This is a genomic window from Pseudomonas sp. ABFPK, from assembly GCF_001586765.1.
In the GTDB taxonomy this organism is placed as follows: Bacteria; Pseudomonadota; Gammaproteobacteria; order Pseudomonadales; family Pseudomonadaceae; genus Aquipseudomonas; species Aquipseudomonas asiatica.
The window spans coordinates 325,196-349,053 of sequence record NZ_LQXW01000001.1 but is presented as its reverse complement, the minus strand read 5'-3'; the positions used below and the strand labels follow the sequence as shown (position 1 = coordinate 349,053).

Here is a 23,858-nt window from a genome sequence, read left to right as displayed (position 1 = left end):
TTGTGCCCGCGAGCCCTGTTCTACAGGTGCCGCCACGGGCCTGGATTTTTACTTGCCCGACTTGACCTTGGTCCAGCTACGGGTCATCAGCCGTTGCACCTTGGGTGGCAACTCTGAATTCACGAACATCTTGTTCAGCACTTCCTGCGGTGGGTAAACCGCGGCGTCAGTCCTCACGGCCTGGTCCATCAGGTCGCCAGCCTTGGGGTTCGGGTTGGCGTAACCGACGTAATCACTGACCTGGGCGATAACCTCAGGCTTCAGCAAATAGTTGATGAAGGCATGCGCCTCTTTGACGTTCTTGGCGTCCTTGGGGATCGCCAGCACGTCGAACCAGAGGTTGCCGCCTTCCTTGGGAATGGCGTAGGCCAGGTTCACGCCCTTCTTCGCTTCTTCGGCGCGGGTCTTGGCCTGGAACACATCACCCGAGAAACCTGCCGCGACGCAGATGTCGCCGTTGGCCAGGTCGGTGATGTACTTGGACGAGTGGAAGTAGGTCACGTACGGGCGTACCGCCAGCAGTTTCTTCTCGGCGGCCTGGTAGTCCTTGGCATTGGTGCTGTTGGGGTCCAGCCCCATGTAGTTGAGCACCGCCGGCAGCATTTCGTCCGCCGAGTCGAGGAAGGCCACGCCGCACTTGGCGAGCTTCTTCATGTTCTCGGGCTCGAACAGCACCGCCCAGGAGTCGATGGTGTCCACGCCCAGCGCGGCCTTCACCTTGTCGACGTTGTAACCGATGCCGTTGGTGCCCCACAGGTAAGGCACGGCGTACTGGTTGCCCGGGTCGTTCCTTTCCAGGCGCTTCATCAGCGCCGGGTCCAGGTTGGAATAATTGGGCAGCAGGTTCTTGTCGAGCTTCTGGAACGCGCCCGCCTTGATCTGCTTGCCGAGGAAATGGTTGGACGGCACTACCACGTCATAGCCGGTATTGCCGGCCAGCAGCTTGCCTTCCAGGGTTTCGTTGGAATCGAACACATCTTGCACGGGCTTGATGCCCGTGGCTTTCTCGAAGTCCGCGAGTGTGGTCGGGCCGATGTAGTCGGACCAGTTGTAGAAGTGCACCGTAGGCGCCGCTTGGACGCTGCATGCCAGCGTCAGGCCCGCTCCAGCCATCAAGGCCTTGCGGAATACAGAAATGGACAAGTGGGTGGTCCTCACAATCAGTGCCTGGGTAGCGACAATGCTGCCGCACACGCAAAACCGGCGCGCAACTTACCTTCGCAGCTTCGATGCCGCAATCATCAATTGCCTTTCACTGGCTCTGGGCCGGGATTCCCCGGCCCAGAGGTACCGCATCGGGCTTATTTGCCCGACTTGATCTTGGTCCAGCTGCGGGTGATCACACGCTGGGCAGACGCTTCAGGCGCAGCGATCGCGTACAGCTGCTTCTTCACTTCAGCTGGCGGATAGATGCTCGGATCGCTGGTGATTTCCTTGTCCACGAACTGGGTGGCGGCAGCGTTGCCGTTCGGGAAGCGCACGGCGTTGGTGATCTCGGCCATGATTTCCGGCTGCATCAGGAAGTTCATGAACTGGTAGGCAGCGTCTTTATGCTCGGCATCCTTGGGGATGGCGACCATGTCGTAGAAGGTACCGGCACCTTCCTTCGGAATGACGTAGTCCACCTTGACCTTGTCGCCAGCTTCGTGGGCACGGGCCTTGGACTGCTCCAGGTCACCCGAGTAACCGACAGCTACGCAGATGTTGCCGTTGGCCATGTCGCCGATGTACTTGGACGAGTGGAAGTAGGTGATCGAAGGACGGATCTTGAGGAACAGGTCCTCGGCGGCCTTCAGGTCTTCCTTCTTGGTGCTGTTGCTCGGCAGGCCCAGGTAGTGCAGCGCAGCCGGGAGCATTTCGGTCGGGGCATCGAGGAAGCTCACGCCGCAGCTCTTGAGCTTGGCGATGTTCTCAGGCTTGAACACCACGTCCCACGAGTCGATCTTGTCTACGCCCAGCGCGGCCTTGACCTTCTCCGGGTTGTAGCCGATGCCGATCGAGCCCCACATGTACGGGAAGGCGTGCTTGTTGTCCTTGTCGCTGGCATCGCCAACGGCCTTGAGCAGGTCAGGGTCGAGGTTCTTCCAGTTCGGCAGCTTGGAGCGGTCCAGTTCCTCATACACGCCAGCTTTGATCTGCTTGGCCAGGAAGTTGTTGGACGGCACCACGATGTCGTAGCCGGACTTGCCGGCCAGCAGTTTGGCCTCGAGGGTTTCGTTGCTGTCGAAGACGTCGTACTTGACCTTGATGCCCGACTGCTTCTCGAACTTGGCGATAGTGTCCGGAGCGATGTAGTCCGACCAGTTGTAGACGTTCAACACCTTGTCTTCAGCCTGAACAGCGGTAGCCATGGCACCCATCAGGGCGGTGGCCAGCAACGTCTTGCCCAATTTATTCATGCGTAATGCTCCAGAATTTTTTATTTAGCCATCTGTTCAGCAGCCAGGACCTACAGTGCAGAGCGCGCGGCGACTGAAACAGTCGCTAGTCTGGCAAGTTACAAGGCTCTGTATCAAGGAAAGCAGGGCCTTGTAACGTCTTAATGTCACATCGCTAGCCTAGCAAACTGTCAACGAATCGCTTCGAGCGTCAGGTCCAGGCATTTGCGTGCCTTTTCCACCAGTTCGTCGATCTCTGCATGGCTGATCACCAGCGGCGGCGCAATGATCATGGTGTCACCCACTGCGCGCATGATCAGGCCGTTTTCGAAGCAGAAGGTGCGGCAGATCATGCCTACGCCCTTGCCTTCGTAACGGCTGCGGGTGGCCTTGTCCTTGACCAGCTCGATCGCGCCGAGCAGGCCCAGGCCGCGTACCTCGCCCACCAGAGGGTGGTCCTGCAGCTCACGCAAACGCTTTTGCAAATAAGGTGCCGCTTCGGTGCGCGCCTTCTCGACGATTTTCTCGTCGCGCAGGATGCGCAGGTTTTCCAGGCCCACCGCCGCCGCTACCGGGTGGCCAGAGTAGGTGAAGCCGTGGTTGAAGTCGCCGCCTTCGCTGAGTACCTGGGCCACGGTGTCACGCACGATCACACCGCCCATGGGGATGTAACCGGAAGTCAGGCCCTTGGCGATGGTCATCAGGTCGGGCTTGAGGTCGTAGTAGTCGGAACCGAACCACTCGCCGGTACGACCGAAACCGCAGATCACTTCGTCGGCGACGAACAGGATGTCGTACTTGGCGAGGATCTCCTTCACCTTCGGCCAGTAGGTTTCCGGCGGGATGATCACGCCGCCGGCGCCCTGGATCGGCTCGGCGATAAAGGCGGCGACGTTGTCTTCGCCGACTTCGAGGATTTTCTGCTCTAGCTGCTCGGCCGCCCACACCCCGAACTCGTCCGGGGTCATGTCACCGCCTTCGCCGAACCAGTAAGGCTGCGGGATATGCACGATGCCAGGAATCGGCAGGCCGCCCTGCTCGTGCATGCCGCTCATGCCACCCAGGCTGGCACCTGCCACGGTGGAGCCGTGGTAGCCGTTGATGCGGCCGATGATGGTCTGCTTCTGTGGCTTGCCTTTCAGCGCCCAGTAATGGCGGACCATGCGCAGCACGGTGTCGTTGCCTTCGGAGCCGGAGCCGGTGAAGAACACATGGGTCATGCCTTGCGGCGCCACGTCGGAGATCGCCTTGGCCAGTTCCAGCGCAGGCGGGTGGGCAGTCTGGAAGAACAGGTTGTAGTACGGCAGCTCGCGCATCTGCTTTTCTGCCGCCTGCACCAGTTCTTCACGGCCATAGCCCACTGCCACGCACCACAGGCCAGCCATGCCGTCGAGGATCTTGTGCCCCTCGCTATCCCACAAATGCACACCCTGGGCCTTGGTGATGATGCGCGGCCCCTTCTCCTTCAGCTGCTTGTAGTCGCTGAAGGGCGCGAGGTGATGCTCCCCGCTCAGGGTTTGCCATTCACGGGTTTGCGGGTTGTTGACGCTCATGTGCTTCTCCGTTGTTCGACAGCCGCGTCCTGCGGCACCAAGTTGATCAGACAGCAAACAGCAGGAACTCACGCTCCCAGGAACTGATGACTCGCTTGAAGTTCTCGTGCTCGGCGCGCTTGGTAGCGACGTAGCCGGTGATGAACTTCTTGCCCAGGTACTGCACCAGTGCACGGCTGTTTTCCATGCGTTCCAGGGCATCTTCGATGGTCAGTGGCAGGCGCAGGTTGCGGCGTTCGTAGCCACGGCCCTGCACCGGCGCGCTGGCGTCGATGCCTTCGACCATGCCGATGTAGCCACACAGCAGGCTTGCAGCGATGGCCAGGTATGGGTTGGCGTCGGCGCCTGGCAGGCGGTTCTCGACCCGGCGGCTTTGCGGGCCGGCGTCCGGCACGCGCAGGCCGACGGTACGGTTTTCCTCGCCCCACTCCACGTTCACCGGCGCCGAGGTGTCGGGCAGGAAGCGGCGGAACGAGTTGACGTTGGGAGCGAATAGCGGCAACGCCTCGGGGATGAACTTCTGCAGGCCACCGATGTGGTGCAGGAACAGTTCGCTCATGCTGCCGTCGTCGTTGCTGAAGATGTTCTTGCCGGTGGCCACGTCGACCACGCTCTGGTGCAGGTGCATGGCACTGCCTGGCTCACCGGTCATGGGCTTGGCCATGAAGGTGGCGGCCACATTGTGCTTGAGCGCGGCCTCGCGCATGGTGCGCTTGAACACCAGGATCTGGTCGGCCAGGTGCAGGGCGTTGCCATGACGGAAGTTGATCTCCATCTGCGCCGTGCCGTCTTCATGTATCAGCGTGTCGAGGTCCAGCTGCTGCAGTTCGCACCAGTCGTAGACGTCTTCGAACAGCGGGTCGAATTCGTTGGCGGCTTCGATCGAGAACGACTGGCGGCCGGTTTCCGGGCGGCCCGAACGGCCTACCGGGGGCTGCAGCGGGAAGTCCGGGTCTTCGCTGCGCTTGGTCAGGTAGAACTCCATCTCCGGCGCGACGATCGGCTGCCAGCCCTTGTCGGCGTATAGCTTGAGGACTTTCTTCAGCACGTTGCGCGGCGACAGTTCGACCGGGTTGCCCTTCTTGTCGTAGGTGTCGTGGATCACCTGGGCGGTCGGCTCGATGGCCCATGGCACCAGGAACACGGCGTTCTCGTCGGGGCGGCAGATCATGTCGATGTCCGCCGGGTCCAGCAGTTCGTAATAGATGTCGTCGTCGACGTAGTCGCCGGTCACGGTCTGCAGCAGCACGCTCTCGGGCAGGCGCATGCCTTTTTCGGCGATGAACTTGTTGGTAGGCGAAATCTTGCCGCGCGTGATGCCGGTCAGGTCACTGATCATGCATTCGACTTCGGTGATCTTGTGCTCTTTCAACCAATCGGTGAGCTGGTCGAGGTTGTTACTCATAAATACCTCAGGAGGTAAGGTGGTCCGCGCACTGATTCTGGATGGAGTACATTGCTAAAGCAAAAACCCCCGCGCAGAGCCGCAGTGGATACACTGAAAACAAGTGTGTCCGTAATGAGTTCGAAAGGCAGGAAGACGAAACGAAGGGCGGCAAGCCGCTACGAGGGCAGGTCCGGGAGCGCCAAACGTCAATTATTGCGGCCAGGGCGGCCACGCCATTGACGAAGCTTGCAAAAATGACGGATGTACCCGATGGCACTGCGCAGGCAGTACTTTCAGGTCTCGGCAAGCGGACCATGTGACCCTCGTATTATTGTGTTCTGGGTTGAGACCGAGCTTAGCCTTGTTCATTTTTTTACACAACACCTCCGTAAAAAATAAAACACGGCTGGTCGGAGATAGCCCTTTGCGAGGGAAATAGCGGATAATGGCTTGCCCCGATATGCAGCAAATCTGCCGTCGATGTGCCATTTCAGGGCATCATGGGGTTGGCTTGACATCAGTTTGTCTTTTCGATTGACTGGTCTTGCAAGCCCCCCTTGATTGATATTTTTAACAACAAAGGTGTTGCATCATGTCGGTACCCCCGCGTGCCGTTCAGCTTAACGAAGCGAACGCGTTCCTTAAGGAACATCCTGAGGTTCTCTACGTTGACCTTCTGATTGCAGATATGAATGGTGTGGTGCGTGGCAAGCGCATAGAGCGCACCAGCCTCCACAAGGTTTACGAGAAAGGCATCAACCTGCCTGCCTCCCTCTTCGCCCTGGACATCAACGGTTCCACCGTTGAAAGCACCGGGCTGGGCCTGGACATCGGCGATGCTGACCGCATCTGCTATCCAATCCCTGACACCCTCTGTAACGAGCCGTGGCAAAAGCGCCCTACCGCTCAGCTGCTGATGACCATGCACGAACTCGAAGGCGAGCCGTTCTTCGCCGACCCGCGTGAAGTGCTGCGTCAGGTGGTGAGCAAGTTCGACGAACTGGGCCTGACCATCTGTGCCGCGTTCGAGCTGGAGTTCTACCTGATCGACCAGGAGAACGTGAACGGTCGCCCGCAGCCGCCGCGCTCGCCAATTTCGGGCAAGCGCCCGCAGTCGACCCAGGTGTACCTGATCGACGACCTCGACGAATACGCCGACTGCCTGCAGGACATCCTGGAAGGCGCGAAGGAGCAAGGCATCCCGGCCGATGCCATCGTCAAGGAAAGCGCCCCGGCGCAGTTCGAAGTCAACCTGCACCACGTGGCCGACCCGCTCAAGGCCTGCGACTATGCGGTACTGCTCAAGCGGTTGATCAAGAACATCGCCTACGACCATGAAATGGACACCACCTTCATGGCCAAGCCCTACCCGGGCCAGGCAGGCAACGGCCTGCATGTACACATTTCCGTGCTGGACAAAGATGGCAACAACATCTTCACCAGCGAGGATCCCGAGCAGAACGCCGCGCTACGTCACGCTGTCGGCGGTGTGCTCGAGACCCTGCCCGCGTCCATGGCGTTCCTTTGCCCGAACGTCAACTCGTACCGCCGCTTCGGCGCGCAGTTCTATGTACCGAACGCGCCAAGCTGGGGCCTGGACAACCGCACCGTGGCCCTGCGCGTGCCGACCGGCTCGCCGGACGCCGTACGCATCGAGCACCGCGTGGCCGGTGCCGACGCCAACCCGTACCTGATGATGGCCGCCGTACTGGCCGGCGTGCACCATGGCCTGACCAACAAGGTAGAACCGGGTGAGCCGATCGAAGGCAACTCGTACGAGCAGCTGGAGCAGAGCCTGCCGAACAACCTGCGCGATGCCCTGCGCGAGCTGGACGACAGCGAGATCCTGAACAAGTACATCGATCCGAAGTACATCGACATCTTCGTCGCGTGCAAGGAGAGCGAGCTGGAGGAGTTCGAGCACTCGATCTCCGACCTCGAGTACAACTGGTACCTGCATACCGTGTAAACGAAAACGCCGCCCACAAGGGCGGCGTTTTTGTTCGAGATCGGTGTCGACTGCTTCGCGGGCTTGCCCGCTCCCACAGGGACCGCGCCGGCCTCAGTCCGGTGAAGATCCTGTGGGAGCGGGTTCACCCGCGAAGAGGCCAGTACAGGTTTACAAGGGCTTCTCGAAAATCTTCGAATTACGCTGGTAGTTGTACAGCGAAGCCCGCGCCGCTGGCAGTCGCTCGACCCCACTCGGAGCAAACCCGCGTTCGCGGAACCAGTGCGCGGTACGCGTCGTCAGCACGAACAGGGTGTTCAGCCCCAACTGTCGCGCCCGGCTTTCGATGCGCTCCAGCAGCTCGTCGCCACGCCCGCCATGGCGGTACTCCGGGTTCACCGCCAGGCACGCCAGTTCGCCGGCGTCGGAGTCGGCAATCGGGTACAACGCCGCACAGGCGATGATCATGCCTTCGCGCTCGACCACGCTGAACTGCTCGATCTCCCGCTCCAGCACCTCACGCGAACGGCGTACCAGGATGCCCTGCTCTTCCAGCGGGCTGATCAGCTCCAGCAAACCGCCCACGTCCTCGATGGTCGCCTCGCGTACCACTTCGAACTGCTCCTGCGACACCAGCGTGCCGCCACCGCCACGGGTGAACAGCTCGGTCAACAAGGCGCCGTCCTCGGCATAACTGACGATATGGCTGCGCGCCACGCCGCCTTTGCAGGCTTCGGCCGCGGCATCCAGCAATTCGCCTTGGTAATCGCTGCCCAGGCGCTGCAGATGCGGGGCAACCTGCTGCGGGCGCAGCTCACGCACCAGCTTGCCATCGGCATCCAGCAGGCCCGGCTCGGCACCGAACAGCAGCAGCTTGTCGGCACCCAGTTCGATGGCGGCGCGGGTGGCCACGTCTTCGCAGGCCAGGTTGAAGATTTCCCCCGTGGGCGAGTAGCCCAGCGGTGACAACAGCACGATGGAGCGCTCGTCGAGCAGGCGGCTGATGCCCTTGCGGTCGACCCGGCGCACTTCGCCGGTGTGGTGGTAGTCCACGCCTTCGAGCACGCCTATCGGCCGCGCAGTGACCAGGTTGCCGGACGCCACGCGCAGGCGCGAGCCCTGCATCGGAGAAGCGGCGATGTCCATCGACAGGCGTGCCTCGATGGCCAGGCGCAAGGCGCCGACGGCATCGATCACGCAATCCAGGGTGGCGGCATCGGTGATGCGCAGGCCACGGTGGTAGTGCGGGGTCAGGCCGCGATCAGCCAGGCGGCTTTCGATCTGCGGGCGCGAGCCATGCACCAGCACCAGGCGCACGCCCAGGCTGTGCAGCAGCACCAGGTCGTGGACGATGTTGCCGAAATTAGGATGTTCCACCCCATCGCCAGGGAGCATGACCACGAAGGTGCAGTCGCGATGGGCATTGATATACGGGGAGGCATGACGCAGCCAGTTGACGTAGTCGGGCATGACAGGGCCTGTGGATAAGTGGACGGAGAACGGCGATACAGGGGGCGTTCAGGATCATCGTCGGAACAGGCTTGCGGTCACGCGCGGTCTCCTCTAGGCAGGAACGAAACAGTTCGGTTGACGTTTAGTCCAGGCAATAGTGCCGGATCAGGTCACGCAATAGACGCACGGTAGGCTCGATTCGTGACATTTCAAGGTATTCGCCGGGCTGGTGAGCACAGGCGATGTCGCCGGGGCCCAGCACGATGGTCTGGCAACCCAGTTGCTGAAGATAAGGTGCTTCGGTGCCGAACGCCACCGCTTCGGCGCGATGGCCGGTCAGGCGCTCCGCCACTTGCACCAACTCGGCGTCGGCTGCCTGCTCGAACGGCGGCACCTCCGGGAACAGCGGCGCATAGTCGATGCGCACCTCAAAGCGCTCTGCCACCGGCACCAGCTTGGCGCGGATGGCTGCGCGCAGTTGCTCCACGTCCATGCCTGGCAGCGGACGCAGGTCGAACTCCAGGGCGCACTGGCCGCAGATGCGGTTGGGGTTGTCGCCGCCGTGAATGCAGCCGAAGTTCATGGTTGGGGTCGGTACGGTGAACTGCGGGTTGCGGTAGGTTTGCTGCCATTGCTGGCGCAGGCCCATCAGCTCGCCCATCACTGCGTGCATGGCCTCCATGGCGCTGCGGCCCAGGCTTGGGTCCGAGGAGTGGCCGCTGCGCCCGAGGATGTCGATGCGGTCCATGAGGATGCCCTTGTGCATGCGGATCGGCCGCAGCCCGGTGGGCTCGCCGATCACCGCCGCACGGCCGAGCGGCTGGCCGGCCTCGGCCAGGGCACGGGCCCCGGACATGGAGCTTTCTTCGTCACAGGTAGCGAGGATCAGCAGCGGCTGCTTGAAACCGTGCTCCAGCAGCGGGATGACCGCCTCGATGACCAGGGCGAAGAAGCCCTTCATGTCGCAGCTGCCCAGGCCGACCCAGCAGCCATCGGTTTCGGTCAGCTTCAGCGGGTCGCTGGCCCACAGCTGTTCGTCATAGGGCACCGTGTCGCTGTGCCCCGCCAGCACCAGGCCACCCGGGCCGGTGCCACGGCTGGCCAGCAGGTTGAACTTGCCGGGGCTGACCTGCTGGATGTCGCACTTGAAACCCAGGTCGCCCAACCAACCGGCCAGCAGGTCGATGACCTGGCGATTGGACTGGTCCAGCGCAGGCTGGGTGCAACTGACCGAGGGCGCGGCGATCAGGGCGGCGAACTGGTCTTTCAGCGTCGGCAACGGCATGCGCGTACTCCTCGGAAGCGTTGCCCATCATAGCAATGCCGTCCAACCGTGTGGGCTTCTTCGCGGGTAAACCCGCTACCACAGGGAAAGCGCCGCACCTGAGGGCAGCACAGGACCTGTGGCAGCGGGTTCACCCGCGAAGAAGCCTCCACGATCCAACAGACGAGAGCCGACTCCTGTAGACTGCTGGGCAACCACGCCCCTCCTTCGAGCCTGTGATGCACAAAGAAACCGAACTCAAGCTCCGCGCCAGCCGCGAGACCCTTGCCGCCCTGCGCGAGCACCCTCTGCTGAAAAAGCGCAACAAGTCCGGCTGGCAGACCCGCGAACTGCTCAACCAGTACTTCGACACTCCCGAGCGCGAGCTCTCTGCTGCCCGTGTCGCCCTGCGCCTGCGCCGCGATGGCGAGGCCATCATCCAGACCCTCAAGTGCCGCGGCACCAGTGTGGCCGGTCTATCCGAGCGCAACGAGCATGAATGGCAGCTGGACAAGGTCAAGCTCGACCTGAAGAAGCTCGACGACAGCTGCTGGCCCGCGCAACTGGCCAACCTGGACAAAAAGACCATCAAGCCGCTGTTCACCACCGACTTCAGCCGTGAATACGCCGAAATCGCCTGGGGCCGTGGCAAGAGCAAGGTGGTGATCGAGGCCGCGCTGGACCAGGGTTTCGTGATCGCCGGCAAGCGCAAGGAAGAAATCTGCGAGCTGGAACTGGAACTGCGTGAAGGTGAGCCGCAGGCACTGCTGGAACTGGCCGCCGAGCTGGCCGCCAGCCTGCCGCTGATGCCATGTGACATCAGCAAGGCCGAGCGTGGCTACCGCCTGCTGGAGCCGGACAGCTACGAGCTGGGCCTGCCGCACACCGAGCTGGAAGCCGAAATGGCCGTGGACGACGCCTACGCCGCACTGGCCTGGCAACTGCTGGGCAGCAGCCAGCGCCTGGCCGAGCAATACCGCCACAACGGCCATTGGCGCTTGCTGCAGGACTGGGTCGAGTGCCTGAGCGAGCTGCGTGCCATTACCGCCAGCCTGGGCCAGGCCGCGCCACGCGCCACCACCCGTGACCTGCGCAGCAGCCTGGACGCCTTGCTCGAAGACTGGCGCCCGCTGGTGCAGGCCGGTAACGAAGACGAAGATATCCGCCGTGCCGCGCCCGAGCAGTTCGCCGAAGAGCTGGAGGACGTGCGCTGGGGCCAGTTCTCGCTGGAAACCTCGCGCTGGCTGCTGGCCCGTGCCTGGACCGTGGAGCGCAAAGGCCGTGGCGAGCGCCAGGGCAAGGCGCAGCTGGCAAGCTGGCTGGCGCACCTGCTGGGCGAAGAAGGCCGAGCGCTGAAGCTGCCGCTGTACACCCAGCGGCCGGAAGACCTGGCCGAGCAACTGCCGCGTATCGAGCAGCTGCTGGCCTGGCTGCACCATGCTCGCCAGGTGCTGGAGGCGCCCCAGATGGACCGCCTGTATGGCGACCTAAAGAAGCTGCATGAGCTGGCTGAGCAGCCGATCAGCGATGAAGTACTGGAAGCGCGTATCGAGCAGGCTCGGGCGGTGGATCAGAGCCGCGGCTGGAAGCACCTGCTCAAGGCTTGATACCGCGTCGCCTGCTTCGCAGCACAAGGCTGCTCCTACAGGGCACCGATATCCCCTGTAGGAGCAGCCTTGTGCTGCGAAGACCTCAGCGCGACAGTGGCAAGCTGGTGGTGGACTTGATCTCCGACAGCGCCACGATCGAGTTCACCTCCTGAATCCCCGGCACGTTCGACAGCTTTTCGAAGAAGAACCGTTCATAAGCCTCGATATCCGGGGTGACGATGCGCAACAGAAAGTCCACCGACCCCATCAGCACATAACACTCCAGCACCTCGGGAAACCCGCGGATCGCGTCGGTGAACTCTGTGAAGTTGGAGCGCCCGTGGGCGTTCAGTTTCACCTCGGCGAAAATCTGCGTGTTCAGGCCGACCTTCTTGCGGTCCAGCAAAGTCACCTGCCCACGAATCACTCCCTCCTCCTTCAACCGCTGGATACGCCGCCAGCACGGCGATTGCGACAGCCCCACGCGTTCGGCGATCTGCGCGCTGGACAGCGAAGCGTCCTCCTGCAGCAGTTCGAGGATACGGCGGTCGTAGGCATCCAGCTCGCTGTGCATAAATAATTCTCCAGAGAATAACTTTATGAATAGATCAATTCGCCAATACAGCGAAATGATCAAATCATAGCGAAAAAATACCGCCGCCAACGTGCAAGAATTTCTCCCACATTTGCGGAGACCAGCATGAACGCACAGCCCCGTACCGACGCCTGGGCCGCCAGCAGCGCCCACAGCACCGTGCACTATCGCCTGCAGGCCGAGGCCGAGCCTGACAGCCTGTGCCGGGTGCTCAACCTGTTTGCCCTGCAGTTCCTGACCCCGCACAGCGTGCAGGTCAGTCAGCAGGACGACTGGCTGGATATCGAGGTCGGCATCGGCGGCCTCAGCTGGCACCGGGCCGAGGTGATTGCGCAGAAACTGCGCAACCTGGTGTGTGTGGGTGAAGTGAGCCTGAGCAACCTGCAGCGGGTGGAGCTGGCGGTGGTCTGAGCCATGCTCGGTGCTTGTGCCGGCCTCTTCGCGGGTTTACCCGCGAAGAGGCCGGCACAAGCAAAGCAAAATTTCGAAACCTTTCACCCTCGGTAACCCTCCCTCGCCCGGCTAGCCTTGATCAGCACTCCCCTATCAGGCACGGACGCCAACCATGCACACCCCCGACAACCCGGCACTCGACCTCAAGCGCGTGCTCCAGGTCCTGCTCGCCGACCAGCACCTGTACGCCAACGACACCCTGCAGGTACTCGAGCACGCCGCCAATCACCCCACCGCCCACCCGCTGGAACAGGTCGCCGCCTGCGCCCTGGAAGACCGCCGACACCCTGGCAAGCCCCTGGACCTGGACCGCCTCTGCCAATGGCTGGCCAACAAGGTCGGCCAGCCCTACCTGCGCATCGACCCGCTGCAACTGGACCTGCCCCAGGTCACCGGCCTGATATCCCCGGCCTTCGCCCAGCGCCACGGCATCCTTATCGTCGCCGCCGACGCCTCCAGCGTCACCGTCGCCAGCGCCCAGCCCTACCAGGACGACTGGCTGGCCGACCTCACCCGCAGCCTGGGCCGGCCGATCCGGCGCGTTCTGGCCAGCCCGCAGCAGGTCCGCCAGGCAGGGCAGTCGTTCCACCGCCTGGCCCAATCGGTAAAGGGCGCGCAACACCAGCAGTCAGCCAGCCTGGGCGAACTCGAACAGCTGCTGGAGCTGGGCAAGCGCCAGGCCGAGGCCAGTGCGGACGACGCGCACATCGTGCATATCGTCGACTGGCTGCTGCAGTACGCCATCGAGCAACGCGCCAGCGATATCCACCTGGAACCACGCCGCGAACAGGGCCAGCTGCGCTACCGCATCGACGGCCTGCTGCACAACGTCTATGCCTTCCCTGCCGGCGTGACCTTGGCGCTGGTCAGCCGCCTGAAACACCTGGGGCGCATGGACGTCGCGGAAAAGCGCCGACCGCAGGATGGCCGGCTGCAAAGCCGCCTGCCTGGCGGCGGCGAGGTAGAACTGCGGCTGTCGACCTTGCCGACTCCGTTCGGCGAGAAACTGGTGCTGCGCCTTTTCGACCCGCAACAGTTGCAAGAAGGCTTCGACCGGCTCGGCCTGGACGGGGCGCAACTGGACCAGTGGCAAGGCCTGCTGCGTCATCGTCAGGGCATCATCCTGGTTACCGGCCCCACCGGGTCCGGCAAGACCAGCACGCTTTACGCCAGCCTCAAGCTGCTGGCCACGCCGCAGGTCAACCTGTGCACCATCGAAGACCCGATCGAGCGCCTGGAACCCGCCTTCAACCAGTTGCAGGTGCAACCCGCCCTGGATCTGGGATTCGCCAATGGTGTGCGGGCCATGCTGCGCCAGGACCCGGACATCATCATGATCGGCGAAATCCGTGATCGCGAGACCGCCCTGGTGGCGGTGCAGGCAGCCCTGACCGGGCACCTGGTGCTGTCGACCCTGCATACCAACGACGCCTGTGGCGCGATCACCCGCCTGCAGGAACTGGGTGTGGCCGACTACCTGATCAAGGCGACGCTGGTGGGGGTCATGGCCCAGCGGCTGGTGCGCACACTGTGCGCGGATTGCCGGGGTGATACAGCGCTGCGCGAAGGGCAGCCATGCCGTACCTGTCGTGGCACGGGGTTCCATGGCCGCACAGGGTTGTTCGAGCTGCTGATACCCAGCGACAGCCTGCGCGCCCTGATAGGCCCGGACAGCGATCTGGCCAGTTTGCGGCGCCAGGCCGTGGCCGATGGCTTGCTCGATCTGCGCCGCTGCGGCGATGCCAAGGTAGCCTGCGGGCAGACCCGCCAAGAGGAAGTGCTACGGGCCTGTTCCTGAGCAAAAATCCTTTGTATTCAAGGAACTTGCACCCCTGCGGCAGGATCAAATCGCGCATCTTCAACCCTCACCCTTCGAGGTGTTTCAACATGCGTTTCAAAACCGCCATCGCTGCCGCTGCCTTGCTTTCGCTGCCTATCGGCTCGGCCATGGCCGATACCTTCTGGCGTAACGTGATGACTACTGGTGCTACCACGGCATCGAGCTACCTGACTTCCGGGGATCACAAGCTGGTGATGGCGGCGCAGGATGACGCCGGCAGCTTCGTGGCCAGCGAAGGCGCGATCCGTGGGCCGTTCCTCGAAGCGGCGATTCGCCAGGCTCGCGCGGAGAACCCAGGGATGCAGGCTTCCGACATGGAACTGGCCAATGCCATCCTGGCCAAGAATGCGGTAGCCGAGTAACCGCGGCGCCTGCTTCGCGGGTGAACCCGCTCCCACAGGTACTGCACAGTATTCGAAACTTGTACAAGTCCTGTAGGAGCGGGTTTACCCGCGAAGGGGCCGCCACAGGCAAACCACAATTAGCGATACGCCTCCACCGGCACACAAGCACAGAACAGATTCCTGTCCCCATAAACGTTGTCGACCCGGTTCACCGCTGGCCAGTACTTGTGCTGGCGCACGTGAGCACTGGGCGCCACCGCCTGCTCCAGGCTGTAAGGCCTGTCCCACACCGTCAGCACATCGGCCAGGGTATGCGGCGCATGCTTGAGCGGGTTGTTCTCCGCAGGCCAGTTGCCCTCCTGAACTTCGCCAATTTCCGCCCTAATCGCCAGCATCGCCTCGACGAAGCGGTCCAGTTCAGCCTTCGATTCACTCTCGGTCGGCTCGACCATCAGCGTGCCCGGCACCGGGAACGACATGGTCGGGGCATGGAAGCCATAGTCCATCAGGCGCTTGGCCACGTCCTCTTCACTGATGCCGGTCAGCGCCTTCAGCGGCCGCAGGTCGAGGATGCACTCATGCGCCACCCGCTGGTTGCGCCCGCGGTAGAGCACCGGGAAGGCACCACCCAGCTGGCTGGCCAGGTAATTGGCCGAGAGGATCGCCACCTCGCTGGCATCGGCCAGTTGCGGGCCCATCATGGCTATGTACATCCAGCTGATCGGCAAAATGCTCGCACTGCCCCAGGGCGCGGCGCTGACCGCGCTGTTGTTCGGGTCCAGGCCGGGTACCGGCACCACCGGATGGCTGGCAACGAACGGCTTGAGGTGCGCGCGAATGCCGATCGGGCCCATGCCCGGGCCGCCACCACCGTGGGGGATGCAGAAGGTCTTGTGCAGGTTCATGTGTGAAACGTCGGCGCCGATATCCGCGGGACGCGCCAGGCCCACCTGGGCATTGAGGTTGGCGCCATCCATGTACACCTGGCCACCATGCTGGTGGACCACTTCGCAGATTTCGCGAATCCCCTCCTCGTACACGCCGTGGGTCGATGGGTAAGTGATCATCAGGCACGACAACCGATCCCCGGCCGAGTGGGCCTTGGCCTTGAGATCGGCCAGGTCGACGTTGCCATCGTCGTCGCAATCGACGATCACCACCTCCATGCCGGCCATTTGCGCCGATGCCGGGTTGGTGCCGTGGGCCGACGACGGGATCAGGCACAGCGTGCGTTGCGGCTGGTGGCGGCTACGGTGGTAGCGGGTAATGGCCATCAGGCCGGCGTACTCGCCCTGGGCGCCGGAGTTGGGCTGCATACAGATGGCATCGAAGCCGGTAATGGCGCACAGCCAGCTTTCCAGTTCGTCGATCATCGCCTTGTAGCCGGTGGCCTGGGCCGCCGGGGCAAACGGGTGCAGCTGGGCAAAGCCAGGCCAGGTGATGGGGATCATCTCGCTGGTAGCGTTGAGCTTCATGGTGCACGAGCCCAGCGGGATCATCGACTGGTTCAGCGCCAGGTCCTTGTTCTCGAGTTGCTTGAGGTAGCGCAGCATCTCGGTTTCGCTGTGGTGCAGGTTGAACACCGGGTGGGCGAGGAACGGCGTGCGCCGCACCAGGCTGGCAGGGATGCCTTCGGGCAGCGCCAACTGGTCGAGTGCGGCTATATCCAGGCCGTGATCCACCCCCAGGAAGATATCGAACAGGCGCAGCACGGTCTGCTCCGAGCAAGTCTCGTCCAGGCTCACGCCCAGATGCCCGCGGCCAAGGATTCGCAGGTTGATCTGGGCGGCCTCGGCGCTTTCGATGATGGCCGCCTGGGCACCGCCGACGTCCAGGGTAAGGGTGTCGAAGAAGTGCTGGTTGAGGCGCTTGATGCCCTTGGCCTCAAGGCCGGCGGCCAGGATGAAGGTCAGCCGGTGCACGCGCTGGGCAATGCGCTGCAGGCCTTCGGGGCCATGGTATACCGCATAGAAGCCGGCAATGTTGGCCAGCAGCACCTGGGCCGTGCAGATGTTGGAGTTGGCCTTCTCGCGGCGGATATGCTGCTCGCGGGTCTGCAGGGCCATGCGCAACGCGGTGTTGCCACGGGCATCGCGCGACACGCCGATGATGCGCCCCGGCATGGCTCGCTTGTAGTCATCGCGGCAGGCGAAATAGGCCGCGTGGGGGCCGCCATAGCCCATCGGTACGCCAAAGCGCTGGGTCGAGCCCAGCACAACATCGGCACCCAGCTCCCCAGGCGGTGCCAGCACCACCAGGCTGAGCAGGTCGGCGGCAACGCAGGCCAGGGCATGCTGGCTGTGCAAATGGTCGATCAGCGGGCGCAGGTCGCGCACCTCGCCGTGGGTATCCGGGTACTGCAGCAAGGCCCCGAAAACCGCGTGTTTGCCAAGGTTATCCACAGAGTCGACGATCAGCTCGAAGCCGAAGCCCTCGGCACGGGTCTTGAGTACCGACAGGGTTTGCGGGTGACAGTGCTCGTCGGCGAAGAAGGCATTGCTCTTGTTGCGCGCCACCCGCTTGGCCAGGGCCATTGCCTCGGCGGCGGCAGTGGCTTCGTCGAGCAGCGAGGCATTGGCCAGGGCCAGCCCGGTGAGGTCGATGACCATCTGCTGGAAGTTCAGCAGCGCCTCCAGCCGGCCTTGGGCAATCTCGGGCTGATAGGGCGTGTAGGCGGTGTACCAGCCCGGGTTCTCCAGCACGTTGCGCAGGATGACCGTGGGGGTGATGGTGCCGTGGTAGCCCATGCCGATCAGGCTGGTCCAGACCTGGTTCAGCCCGGCGTAACCGGCGAGCTTGGCCAGAGCGGCCTGTTCGTCCAGTGCCGGCGGCAGGTCGAGGGGGCGATTGAGGCGGATGTCTGGCGGTACGGTCTGCTCGATCAGCTCACTGCGGCTGGCGACACCCAGCGCGTTGAGCATGGCCTGCTGCTCCGTGGCATCCGGGCCAAGGTGGCGACGCAGGAAAGGGTTGAGCTCTTGCAGTTGATGCAGGGATGGCGACTGGGACATGACGACGCTCTCTTCCTGGAACAGCTCTCATGGAGACTTACAAGTCTAGGAAGGGATTGCCGATTCTGCGGGGAAAGTTGCTCGCAGGCCCGGCCTCTTCGCGGCAAAGCCGCTCCCACAGGGACCGCACAGGTATCAGACGCTGTGCATTCCCTGCGGGAGCGGCTTTAGCCGCGAAGACGGCGACGCGGTCTTACTCGCCGATCGCGGCCTTGTAGCCCGCAGCGTCCAGCAGCTTGTCCAGTTCGGCCGGGTTGCTTGGCTTCAGCTTGAAAATCCAAGAATCGTAAGGTTCTTCGTTGAGCAGCTCAGGGCTGTCAGCCAGCTCTTCGTTGACCGCAATCACTTCGCCACCGACCGGGGCGTAGATGTCCGAAGCGGCCTTGACCGACTCGACCACACCGGCCGCATCGCCAGCGGCGAATACCTTGCCGACTTCGGCCAACTCGACGAACACCACGTCACCCAGGGCTTGCTGGGCGTGGTCGCTGATACCAACAGTCACGGTGCCGTCGGCTTCCAGGCGAGCCCACTCGTGGCTTTCGGCAAAACGCAGTTCGGCGGGGATATTGCTCATGTCTTGAATTCCTCGATTGGCTCAGCGGTACGCCCGCCGGTTAAATATTGTTCAGATCAAAATCTTGCCGTGGCGCACGAAGGTCGGTTTGACCACCCGCACCGGGTACCACTTGCTGCGAATTTCCACCTCGGCCCGGTCGCCGGTGGCCATGGGCACGCGTGCAAGGGCAATGGACTTGCTCAGCGTAGGCGAGAAACTACCACTGGTGATCTCCCCTTCGCCAATCCCGGCTACACGCACCACCTGGTGGGCACGCAGCACGCCACGCTCTTCCAGCACCAGGCCGACCAGTTTTTCCTGCACGCCGTGCTCGATTTCCGCCAGCAGCCCGGCGCGCCCGATGAAGTCGCGCTCGGCCGGCTCCCAGGCGATGCTCCAGCCGAGGTTGGAGGTGAGCGGTGTGTGGTTTTCGTCGATGTCCTGGCCGTACAGGTTCATGCCGGCTTCCAGGCGCAGGGTATCGCGGGCACCAAGGCCGCTGGGGGCGATGCCGGCACCGACCAGGTCGTTGAAGAAGGCCACGGCCTGCTCGCCGGGGAGGATGATCTCCAGGCCGTCTTCACCGGTATAACCGGTGCGGGCAATGAACCAGTCGCCTTCGGCAAAGCCTTCGAAAGGACGCAGTTCGCGGATCAGCGCCGCACGCGAGGGGCTGAGCAGGGCTGCAACCTTTTCTCGAGCATGCGGGCCCTGGATGGCAAGGATGGCCAGGTCTGGGCGGACCTGGAAGTCCACGGCAAAACCGCCACGCTGCTGCTGCAGCCAGTCGAGTACCTTGGCACGGGTGGCGGCGTTGGTGACCAGGCGATAGCCATGTTGTGTGCGGTAGACGATCAGGTCGTCGATCACCCTGCCCTGTTCCTGCAACAGCGGGCTGTACAGCGCCTTGCCGGTGTCGTCGAGGCGGGCCACGTCGTTGGCCAGCAGACGCTGCAACCAGGCGGTGGCGTCGCTACCATCGACATCGATCACGGTCATGTGGGAAACATCGAACACCCCGCAATCGCTGCGCACCTGATGGTGCTCCTCGACCTGCGAGCCATAGTGCAGGGGCATGTCCCAGCCACCGAAATCGACCGTCTTGGCGCCAAGCGCCAGGTGCAGGTCATACAAAAGCGTGCGCTGTCCCATGGGTTTCTCCTTCCGGGCGTGGCGAAGCGGCGGCGGTCGATGACGTCGGGTCGTCAGCTCTTCTTGTGTAGGACCCGCCGCGCGAATGCCGCGCATTGTAGCCGCAAGGGCGCGGGCTGGCACCCTCAGTGACTGTGACCAGGTCGACGTGCCGAACGGCGGATCAGGCCGATGACCGGCAGCAGGCCCACCAGCACCAAGGTCAGTGCCGGCAGCGATGCACGCGCCCACTCACCCTCGCTGGTCATCTCGAACACCCGTACCGCCAAGGTATCCCAGCCGAACGGGCGCATCAGCAAGGTGGCCGGCATTTCCTTGAGCACGTCGACGAACACCAGCAGGGCGGCGCTGAGCGCGCCAGGCACCAGCAGCGGCAGATACACCTTGAAAAACAACCCCGCGCCACCGACGCCGAGGCTACGGGACGCCTCGGGCAGTGACGGGCGGATACGCTCCAGGCTGCTCTCCAGCGGCCCGTAGGCCACCGCGATGAAGCGCACCAGATAGGCCAGCAGCAACGCGGCCAGGCTGCCCAGCAGCAGCGGCTTGCCGGCACCGCCCAGCCAGCTGGACAGCGGGATGACCAGGTGGTTGTCGAGGTAACTGAAGGCCAGCATGATCGACACCGCCAGCACCGAGCCGGGCAAGGCATAGCCAAGATTGGCCAGGCCCACCCCGGCGCGAATACCACCCGTCGGCGCCTGGCGCCGGGCAAAGGCCAGCAGCAACGCCACGCACACCGTGACCAGCGCCGCCATGCCGCCCAGGTACAGGGTGTGCAACACCAGGCCGACATAGCGCTCGTCCAAGTCATGTCGGCCACGCTGCCAGAACCACGCCAGCAGTTGCAGCAGCGGGATGACGAAGGCGCAGGCGAACACCAGCAAGCACCAACCGCTGGCCAGCAACGCCTTGACCCCGTGCAGGTGGTACAACGCCTGCCCGCGCGGCCGCTCGTTGCCGCTGCGGCTGGCCCCCCTGGCACGGCGCTCGCCATACAGCACCAGCATCACCGCCAGCAGCAGCAGGCTGGCCAGCTGGGCAGCGCTGGACAGGCTGAAGAAGCCGTACCAGGTCTTGTAGATGGCCGTGGTGAAAGTGTCGAAGTTGAATACCGCAACCGCGCCGAAGTCGGCCAGGGTTTCCATCAGGGCCAGGGCAATACCGGCGCCGATCGCCGGCCGAGCCATGGGCAGGGCCACGCGCCAGAACGCTTGCAGCGGGGACAGCCCCAGCACCCGCGCGGCTTCCATCAGGCCCTTGCCCTGGGCCAGGAATGCGCTGCGCGCCAGCAGGTAGACATAGGGGTAGAACACCAGCACCAGTACGACGATCACCCCGCCGGTGGAGCGCACCCGCGGCAGGCGCATCGGCCCGAACACCTCGCGCAGTGCGCTCTGCACCGGGCCGGCGAAGTCCAGCAGGCCGACGAAGACGAACGCCAGCACATAGGCCGGTATGGCGAACGGTAGCATCAGCGCCCAGTCCAGCCAGCGCCGGCCAGGGAACTCGCAGAGGCTGGTCAACCAGGCCAGGCTGACCCCCAGTACCGTGACGCCGAAGCCCACACCCGCCACCAGCGTCAGGGTATTGCCCAGCAGGCGAGTCATCTGGGTGTCGAGCAGGTGCGACCAGATCTGCAGGTCGATCGACTGCCAGGACAGCAGCAGGACGCTCAGGGGCAGGAGCACCAGGGCGGCGACCAGGGTGACCGGGAGGTACCAGCGGCGTTGGGGGGCGTGGGGCAAGTTGAATGTCTCTGTGGCTGGTTTGCGACCGCTATGCGGTCGTTCGCGGGCACGCCCGCTCCCACAGGGATCGAGTAATCCTGTGGGAGCGGGCATGCCCGCGAAGAGGCCCTGAAAGGCCCCGGAAGGATAAAGCCTGGCGCTTAGTTCCAGCCAGCCCGATCCATCAAGCGAATCGCTTCAGCCTGGCGCTTGCCAGCGATTTCAACCGGAATGCTGTCAGCCTTGAAGCTGCCCCACGCTGCCACTTCTTCCGATGGCTTGACCTTCGGGTTGGCCGGGAACTCCTGGTTGATGTCGGCGAACAGCTTCTGCGCCTCTTCACCAGTCATCCATTCAACCAGCTTCTTCGCTGCCTCCGGGTGTGGCGCATGCTTGGTCAGGCCGATGCCCGACAGGTTCACATGCACGCCACGGTCACCCTGGTTGGGCCAGAAGATTTTCACCGGCAGTTTCGGGTTCTGGTTGTGCAGGCGACCGTAGTAGTAGGTGTTGACCACGCCCACATCGCACTGGCCGGCCTCGATGGCCTGGATCACTGCGTTGTCGTCGGAGAACACGTCGGTGGACAGGTTGTTGACCCAGCCTTTGACAATCTGCTCGGTCTTCGCCTCGCCGTGGGTCTCGATCAGGGTGGCGGTGAGCGACTGGTTGTACACTTTCTTCGCCGTGCGCAGGCACAGGCGGCCTTCCCACTGCTTGTCGGCCAGGGCTTCGTAGGTGCTCAGCTCCTGCGGCTTGACCCGCTCGGTGGAGTAGATGATGGTGCGCGCGCGCAGGCTCAGGCCGGTCCAGTCGTGGGACGAGGCACGGTACTGCGACGGGATGTTCTGGTCGATGATGTCGGACTTGATCGGCTGCAGGATGCCCATCTGCTCAGCCTGCCACAGGTTGCCGGCATCGACGGTCAGCAGCAGGTCGGCCACGCCGTTTTCGCCCTCGGCCTTGATGCGCTGCATCAGCGGGGCTTCCTTGTCGGTGATGAACTTGATCTTGACCCCAGTCTTGGCGGTATAGGCATCGAACACCGGCTTGATCAGCTCGTCGATGCGCGAGGAGTACACCACCACTTCGTCCGCTGCCTGGGCGGTGCCGCCGAACAGGGTCAGGGCCAGGGCGGCCAGTAGGGGCTTGCGTGGCAACATGGAAAGCACTCCTCGGATCGTATGAGAGGCGCAAATGGTAGTGAATCCCATTTTCCGACTCATCTACCTAGCCGTTACCGGATGTTGCAGAACTTGCTTCGTCTGTGTAGGAGCAGCCTTGTGCTGCGAAAGGGCTGGCAGCCCAATCTGAATGATTGGCTGGCTTCCCGGGCCTCTTCGCAGCACAAGGCTGCTCCTACAGCTGATCGTGCAAGACCTTCAGGCTTTGGCCAGATCCGGAAGGTCACCGCTCAAACCCAGCGCCTGCCGCACGAACATCGCCTTGGCCTCCGGCATCTGCTCCACCAGCTTCAACCCGCTGTTACGCAACCAGCGCAACGGCAACGGGTTGGCCTGGAACAACCGCTCGAACCCCTCCATCGCCGCCATCAGCGCCAGGTTGTGCGGCATGCGCCGTCGCTCGTAACGGCTCAGTACCTTCACATCCGCCAGCCGCTCGCCACGCTCGCAGGCGTTGACCAGCACCTCGGCCAGCACTGCAGCATCGAGGAAGCCCAGGTTGACGCCCTGCCCGGCCAGCGGGTGAATGGTGTGCGCGGCATCGCCGATCAATGCCAGGCCTTCATCCACATAGCGCTTGGCGTGGCGCTGGCGCAGCGGCACGCACACCCGAGGGTCGGCCTGCAGTACATCACCCAGGCGCCCCTCGAAAGCCCGCTCAAGGGCCTTCAGGAACGCAGCTTCATCCAGCGCCATCAACTGCTCGGCATGCTCCGGCGTGGTCGACCACACGATCGAGCACCAGTCCTGCTGGCCGTCGCGGGTCAGCGGCAGGAACGCCAATGGTCCTTCGTCGGTAAAGCGCTGCCAGGCCGTGGCCTGGTGCCCGGCGCTGCAACGCACGCTGGTGACAATGGCGTGGTGCAGGTAATCCCACTCGCGGGTTTCGCAGCCGGCCAGGCGCCGCACTGCCGAGTTGGCACCGTCGGCCGCGATCACCAGCGGCGCACGCAGCTGGCGGCCATCGGCGAGGGTCAGCAGCCACTCGTCGCCGGAGCGTCGCAGCTGTTCGAGCCGCGCATTGGGCAGCAGGCCGATATCGCTGTCATGCAGGCGCTCCAGCAGGCCATCCTGCACCACCCGGTTCTCGACGATGTGGCCGAGCACTTGGGCATGCACGCTGGCAGCCGAGAAGTGAATCTGCCCGGTGCCGCTGCCATCCCATACATGCATGTCCGAGTATGGCGTGACACGCCGGCGGGCGATGCCATCCCAAGCGCCAAGGCGCTCGAGGATGCGCTGGCTGGCTGCCGACAGCGCGCTGACACGCGGCTCGAACGGGGCCTGGGCATCGAACGGCTTGACCGTCAGCGGGCCACCGTCGAGCAAGAGGATTTGCAAGCCACTGTGGCGCAACGCCAGGGCCAGGGCGCTGCCGACCATACCGGCACCGACAATCAACAGATCTGCGCGCATTTC

At 63.5% G+C, this 23,858-nt stretch carries 19 protein-coding genes; 6 read left to right on the top strand and 13 right to left on the bottom strand.

All coding sequences use genetic code 11. The features are described 5' to 3' along the window. Nucleotides 1-48: 48 nt before the first annotated feature. The 4 genes from WM94_RS01610 to WM94_RS01595 form a co-directional block, all read right to left on the bottom strand. Nucleotides 49-1,143: a polyamine ABC transporter substrate-binding protein gene (locus WM94_RS01610; protein ID WP_015272218.1), complete on the bottom strand. Its 1,095-nt coding sequence runs from the start codon at nucleotides 1,141-1,143 to the stop codon at nucleotides 49-51. A 158-nt stretch (nucleotides 1,144-1,301) separates the two neighbouring features. After that, nucleotides 1,302-2,399 carry a polyamine ABC transporter substrate-binding protein gene (locus WM94_RS01605; RefSeq protein WP_023660780.1) on the bottom strand — a complete coding sequence of 366 codons (1,098 nt, stop codon included), beginning with the start codon at nucleotides 2,397-2,399 and terminating at the stop codon, nucleotides 1,302-1,304. 170 nt (nucleotides 2,400-2,569) lie between these two features. Then, a complete protein-coding gene (locus WM94_RS01600) occupies nucleotides 2,570-3,931 on the bottom strand; it encodes an aspartate aminotransferase family protein (protein ID WP_061550275.1) in 1,362 nt (453 codons plus the stop codon). 46 nt (nucleotides 3,932-3,977) lie between these two features. Then, nucleotides 3,978-5,336, bottom strand: coding sequence for a glutamine synthetase family protein (locus WM94_RS01595; RefSeq protein WP_013974708.1), 1,359 nt, complete (start codon nucleotides 5,334-5,336; stop codon nucleotides 3,978-3,980). Nucleotides 5,337-5,377: 41 nt separating this feature from the next. Between WM94_RS01595 and WM94_RS01590 the strand changes: the two genes are divergently transcribed. Then, complete coding sequence (locus tag WM94_RS01590; protein WP_023663073.1) at nucleotides 5,378-5,638, top strand: hypothetical protein; 261 nt, start codon at nucleotides 5,378-5,380, stop codon at nucleotides 5,636-5,638. Between the two features lie 272 nt (nucleotides 5,639-5,910). Beyond that, nucleotides 5,911-7,287, top strand: coding sequence for a glutamine synthetase family protein (locus WM94_RS01585; protein ID WP_003259348.1), 1,377 nt, complete (start codon nucleotides 5,911-5,913; stop codon nucleotides 7,285-7,287). Between the two features lie 150 nt (nucleotides 7,288-7,437). Here WM94_RS01585 and argA read toward each other — a convergent pair whose 3' ends face one another. Together argA and argE are read right to left on the bottom strand one after the other, a co-directional pair. After that, entirely contained in the window at nucleotides 7,438-8,736 is a 1,299-nt protein-coding gene (gene argA, locus WM94_RS01580; RefSeq protein WP_013974710.1) for an amino-acid N-acetyltransferase, read from the bottom strand. A 124-nt stretch (nucleotides 8,737-8,860) separates the two neighbouring features. Beyond that, on the bottom strand, nucleotides 8,861-10,003 hold the full coding sequence (argE, locus tag WM94_RS01575) for an acetylornithine deacetylase (RefSeq protein ID WP_061550274.1): 1,143 nt from the start codon (nucleotides 10,001-10,003) through the stop codon (nucleotides 8,861-8,863). A 218-nt stretch (nucleotides 10,004-10,221) separates the two neighbouring features. On the opposite strand from argE, the gene WM94_RS01570 reads away from it, so the two are divergent. Next, nucleotides 10,222-11,589, top strand: coding sequence for a CYTH domain-containing protein (locus tag WM94_RS01570; RefSeq protein WP_003259352.1), 1,368 nt, complete (start codon nucleotides 10,222-10,224; stop codon nucleotides 11,587-11,589). 85 nt (nucleotides 11,590-11,674) lie between these two features. Here WM94_RS01570 and WM94_RS01565 read toward each other — a convergent pair whose 3' ends face one another. After that, a complete protein-coding gene (locus tag WM94_RS01565) occupies nucleotides 11,675-12,145 on the bottom strand; it encodes an Lrp/AsnC family transcriptional regulator (protein ID WP_015272225.1) in 471 nt (156 codons plus the stop codon). A gap of 126 nt (nucleotides 12,146-12,271) precedes the next feature. Between WM94_RS01565 and WM94_RS01560 the strand changes: the two genes are divergently transcribed. The 3 genes from WM94_RS01560 (at nucleotide 12,272) to WM94_RS01550 (ending at nucleotide 14,821) form a co-directional block, all read left to right on the top strand. Then, the gene (locus WM94_RS01560; protein ID WP_003259353.1) at nucleotides 12,272-12,577 is read left to right on the top strand and encodes a hypothetical protein; all 306 of its coding nucleotides are present in this window, start codon (nucleotides 12,272-12,274) and stop codon (nucleotides 12,575-12,577) included. A gap of 154 nt (nucleotides 12,578-12,731) precedes the next feature. Then, nucleotides 12,732-14,417: a GspE/PulE family protein gene (locus WM94_RS01555; RefSeq protein WP_061550273.1), complete on the top strand. Its 1,686-nt coding sequence runs from the start codon at nucleotides 12,732-12,734 to the stop codon at nucleotides 14,415-14,417. An 89-nt stretch (nucleotides 14,418-14,506) separates the two neighbouring features. After that, the gene (locus WM94_RS01550) at nucleotides 14,507-14,821 is read left to right on the top strand and encodes a DUF2388 domain-containing protein (protein WP_003259356.1); all 315 of its coding nucleotides are present in this window, start codon (nucleotides 14,507-14,509) and stop codon (nucleotides 14,819-14,821) included. A 119-nt stretch (nucleotides 14,822-14,940) separates the two neighbouring features. Here WM94_RS01550 and gcvP read toward each other — a convergent pair whose 3' ends face one another. The 6 genes from gcvP to WM94_RS01520 form a co-directional block, all read right to left on the bottom strand. Beyond that, on the bottom strand, nucleotides 14,941-17,814 hold the full coding sequence (gene gcvP / locus WM94_RS01545) for an aminomethyl-transferring glycine dehydrogenase (RefSeq protein WP_061550272.1): 2,874 nt from the start codon (nucleotides 17,812-17,814) through the stop codon (nucleotides 14,941-14,943). A gap of 193 nt (nucleotides 17,815-18,007) precedes the next feature. After that, nucleotides 18,008-18,391 carry a glycine cleavage system protein GcvH gene (gcvH, locus tag WM94_RS01540; RefSeq protein ID WP_013974715.1) on the bottom strand — a complete coding sequence of 128 codons (384 nt, stop codon included), beginning with the start codon at nucleotides 18,389-18,391 and terminating at the stop codon, nucleotides 18,008-18,010. Nucleotides 18,392-18,442: 51 nt separating this feature from the next. Beyond that, the gene (gene gcvT / locus WM94_RS01535) at nucleotides 18,443-19,525 is read right to left on the bottom strand and encodes a glycine cleavage system aminomethyltransferase GcvT (protein ID WP_015272229.1); all 1,083 of its coding nucleotides are present in this window, start codon (nucleotides 19,523-19,525) and stop codon (nucleotides 18,443-18,445) included. 125 nt (nucleotides 19,526-19,650) lie between these two features. Beyond that, complete coding sequence (locus WM94_RS01530; protein WP_061550271.1) at nucleotides 19,651-21,273, bottom strand: iron ABC transporter permease; 1,623 nt, start codon at nucleotides 21,271-21,273, stop codon at nucleotides 19,651-19,653. A gap of 143 nt (nucleotides 21,274-21,416) precedes the next feature. Further along, nucleotides 21,417-22,418, bottom strand: coding sequence for an extracellular solute-binding protein (locus tag WM94_RS01525; RefSeq protein WP_013974718.1), 1,002 nt, complete (start codon nucleotides 22,416-22,418; stop codon nucleotides 21,417-21,419). Nucleotides 22,419-22,637: 219 nt separating this feature from the next. Further along, complete coding sequence (locus WM94_RS01520; protein WP_177342342.1) at nucleotides 22,638-23,855, bottom strand: 2-octaprenyl-3-methyl-6-methoxy-1,4-benzoquinol hydroxylase; 1,218 nt, start codon at nucleotides 23,853-23,855, stop codon at nucleotides 22,638-22,640. Nucleotides 23,856-23,858 lie beyond the last annotated feature (3 nt).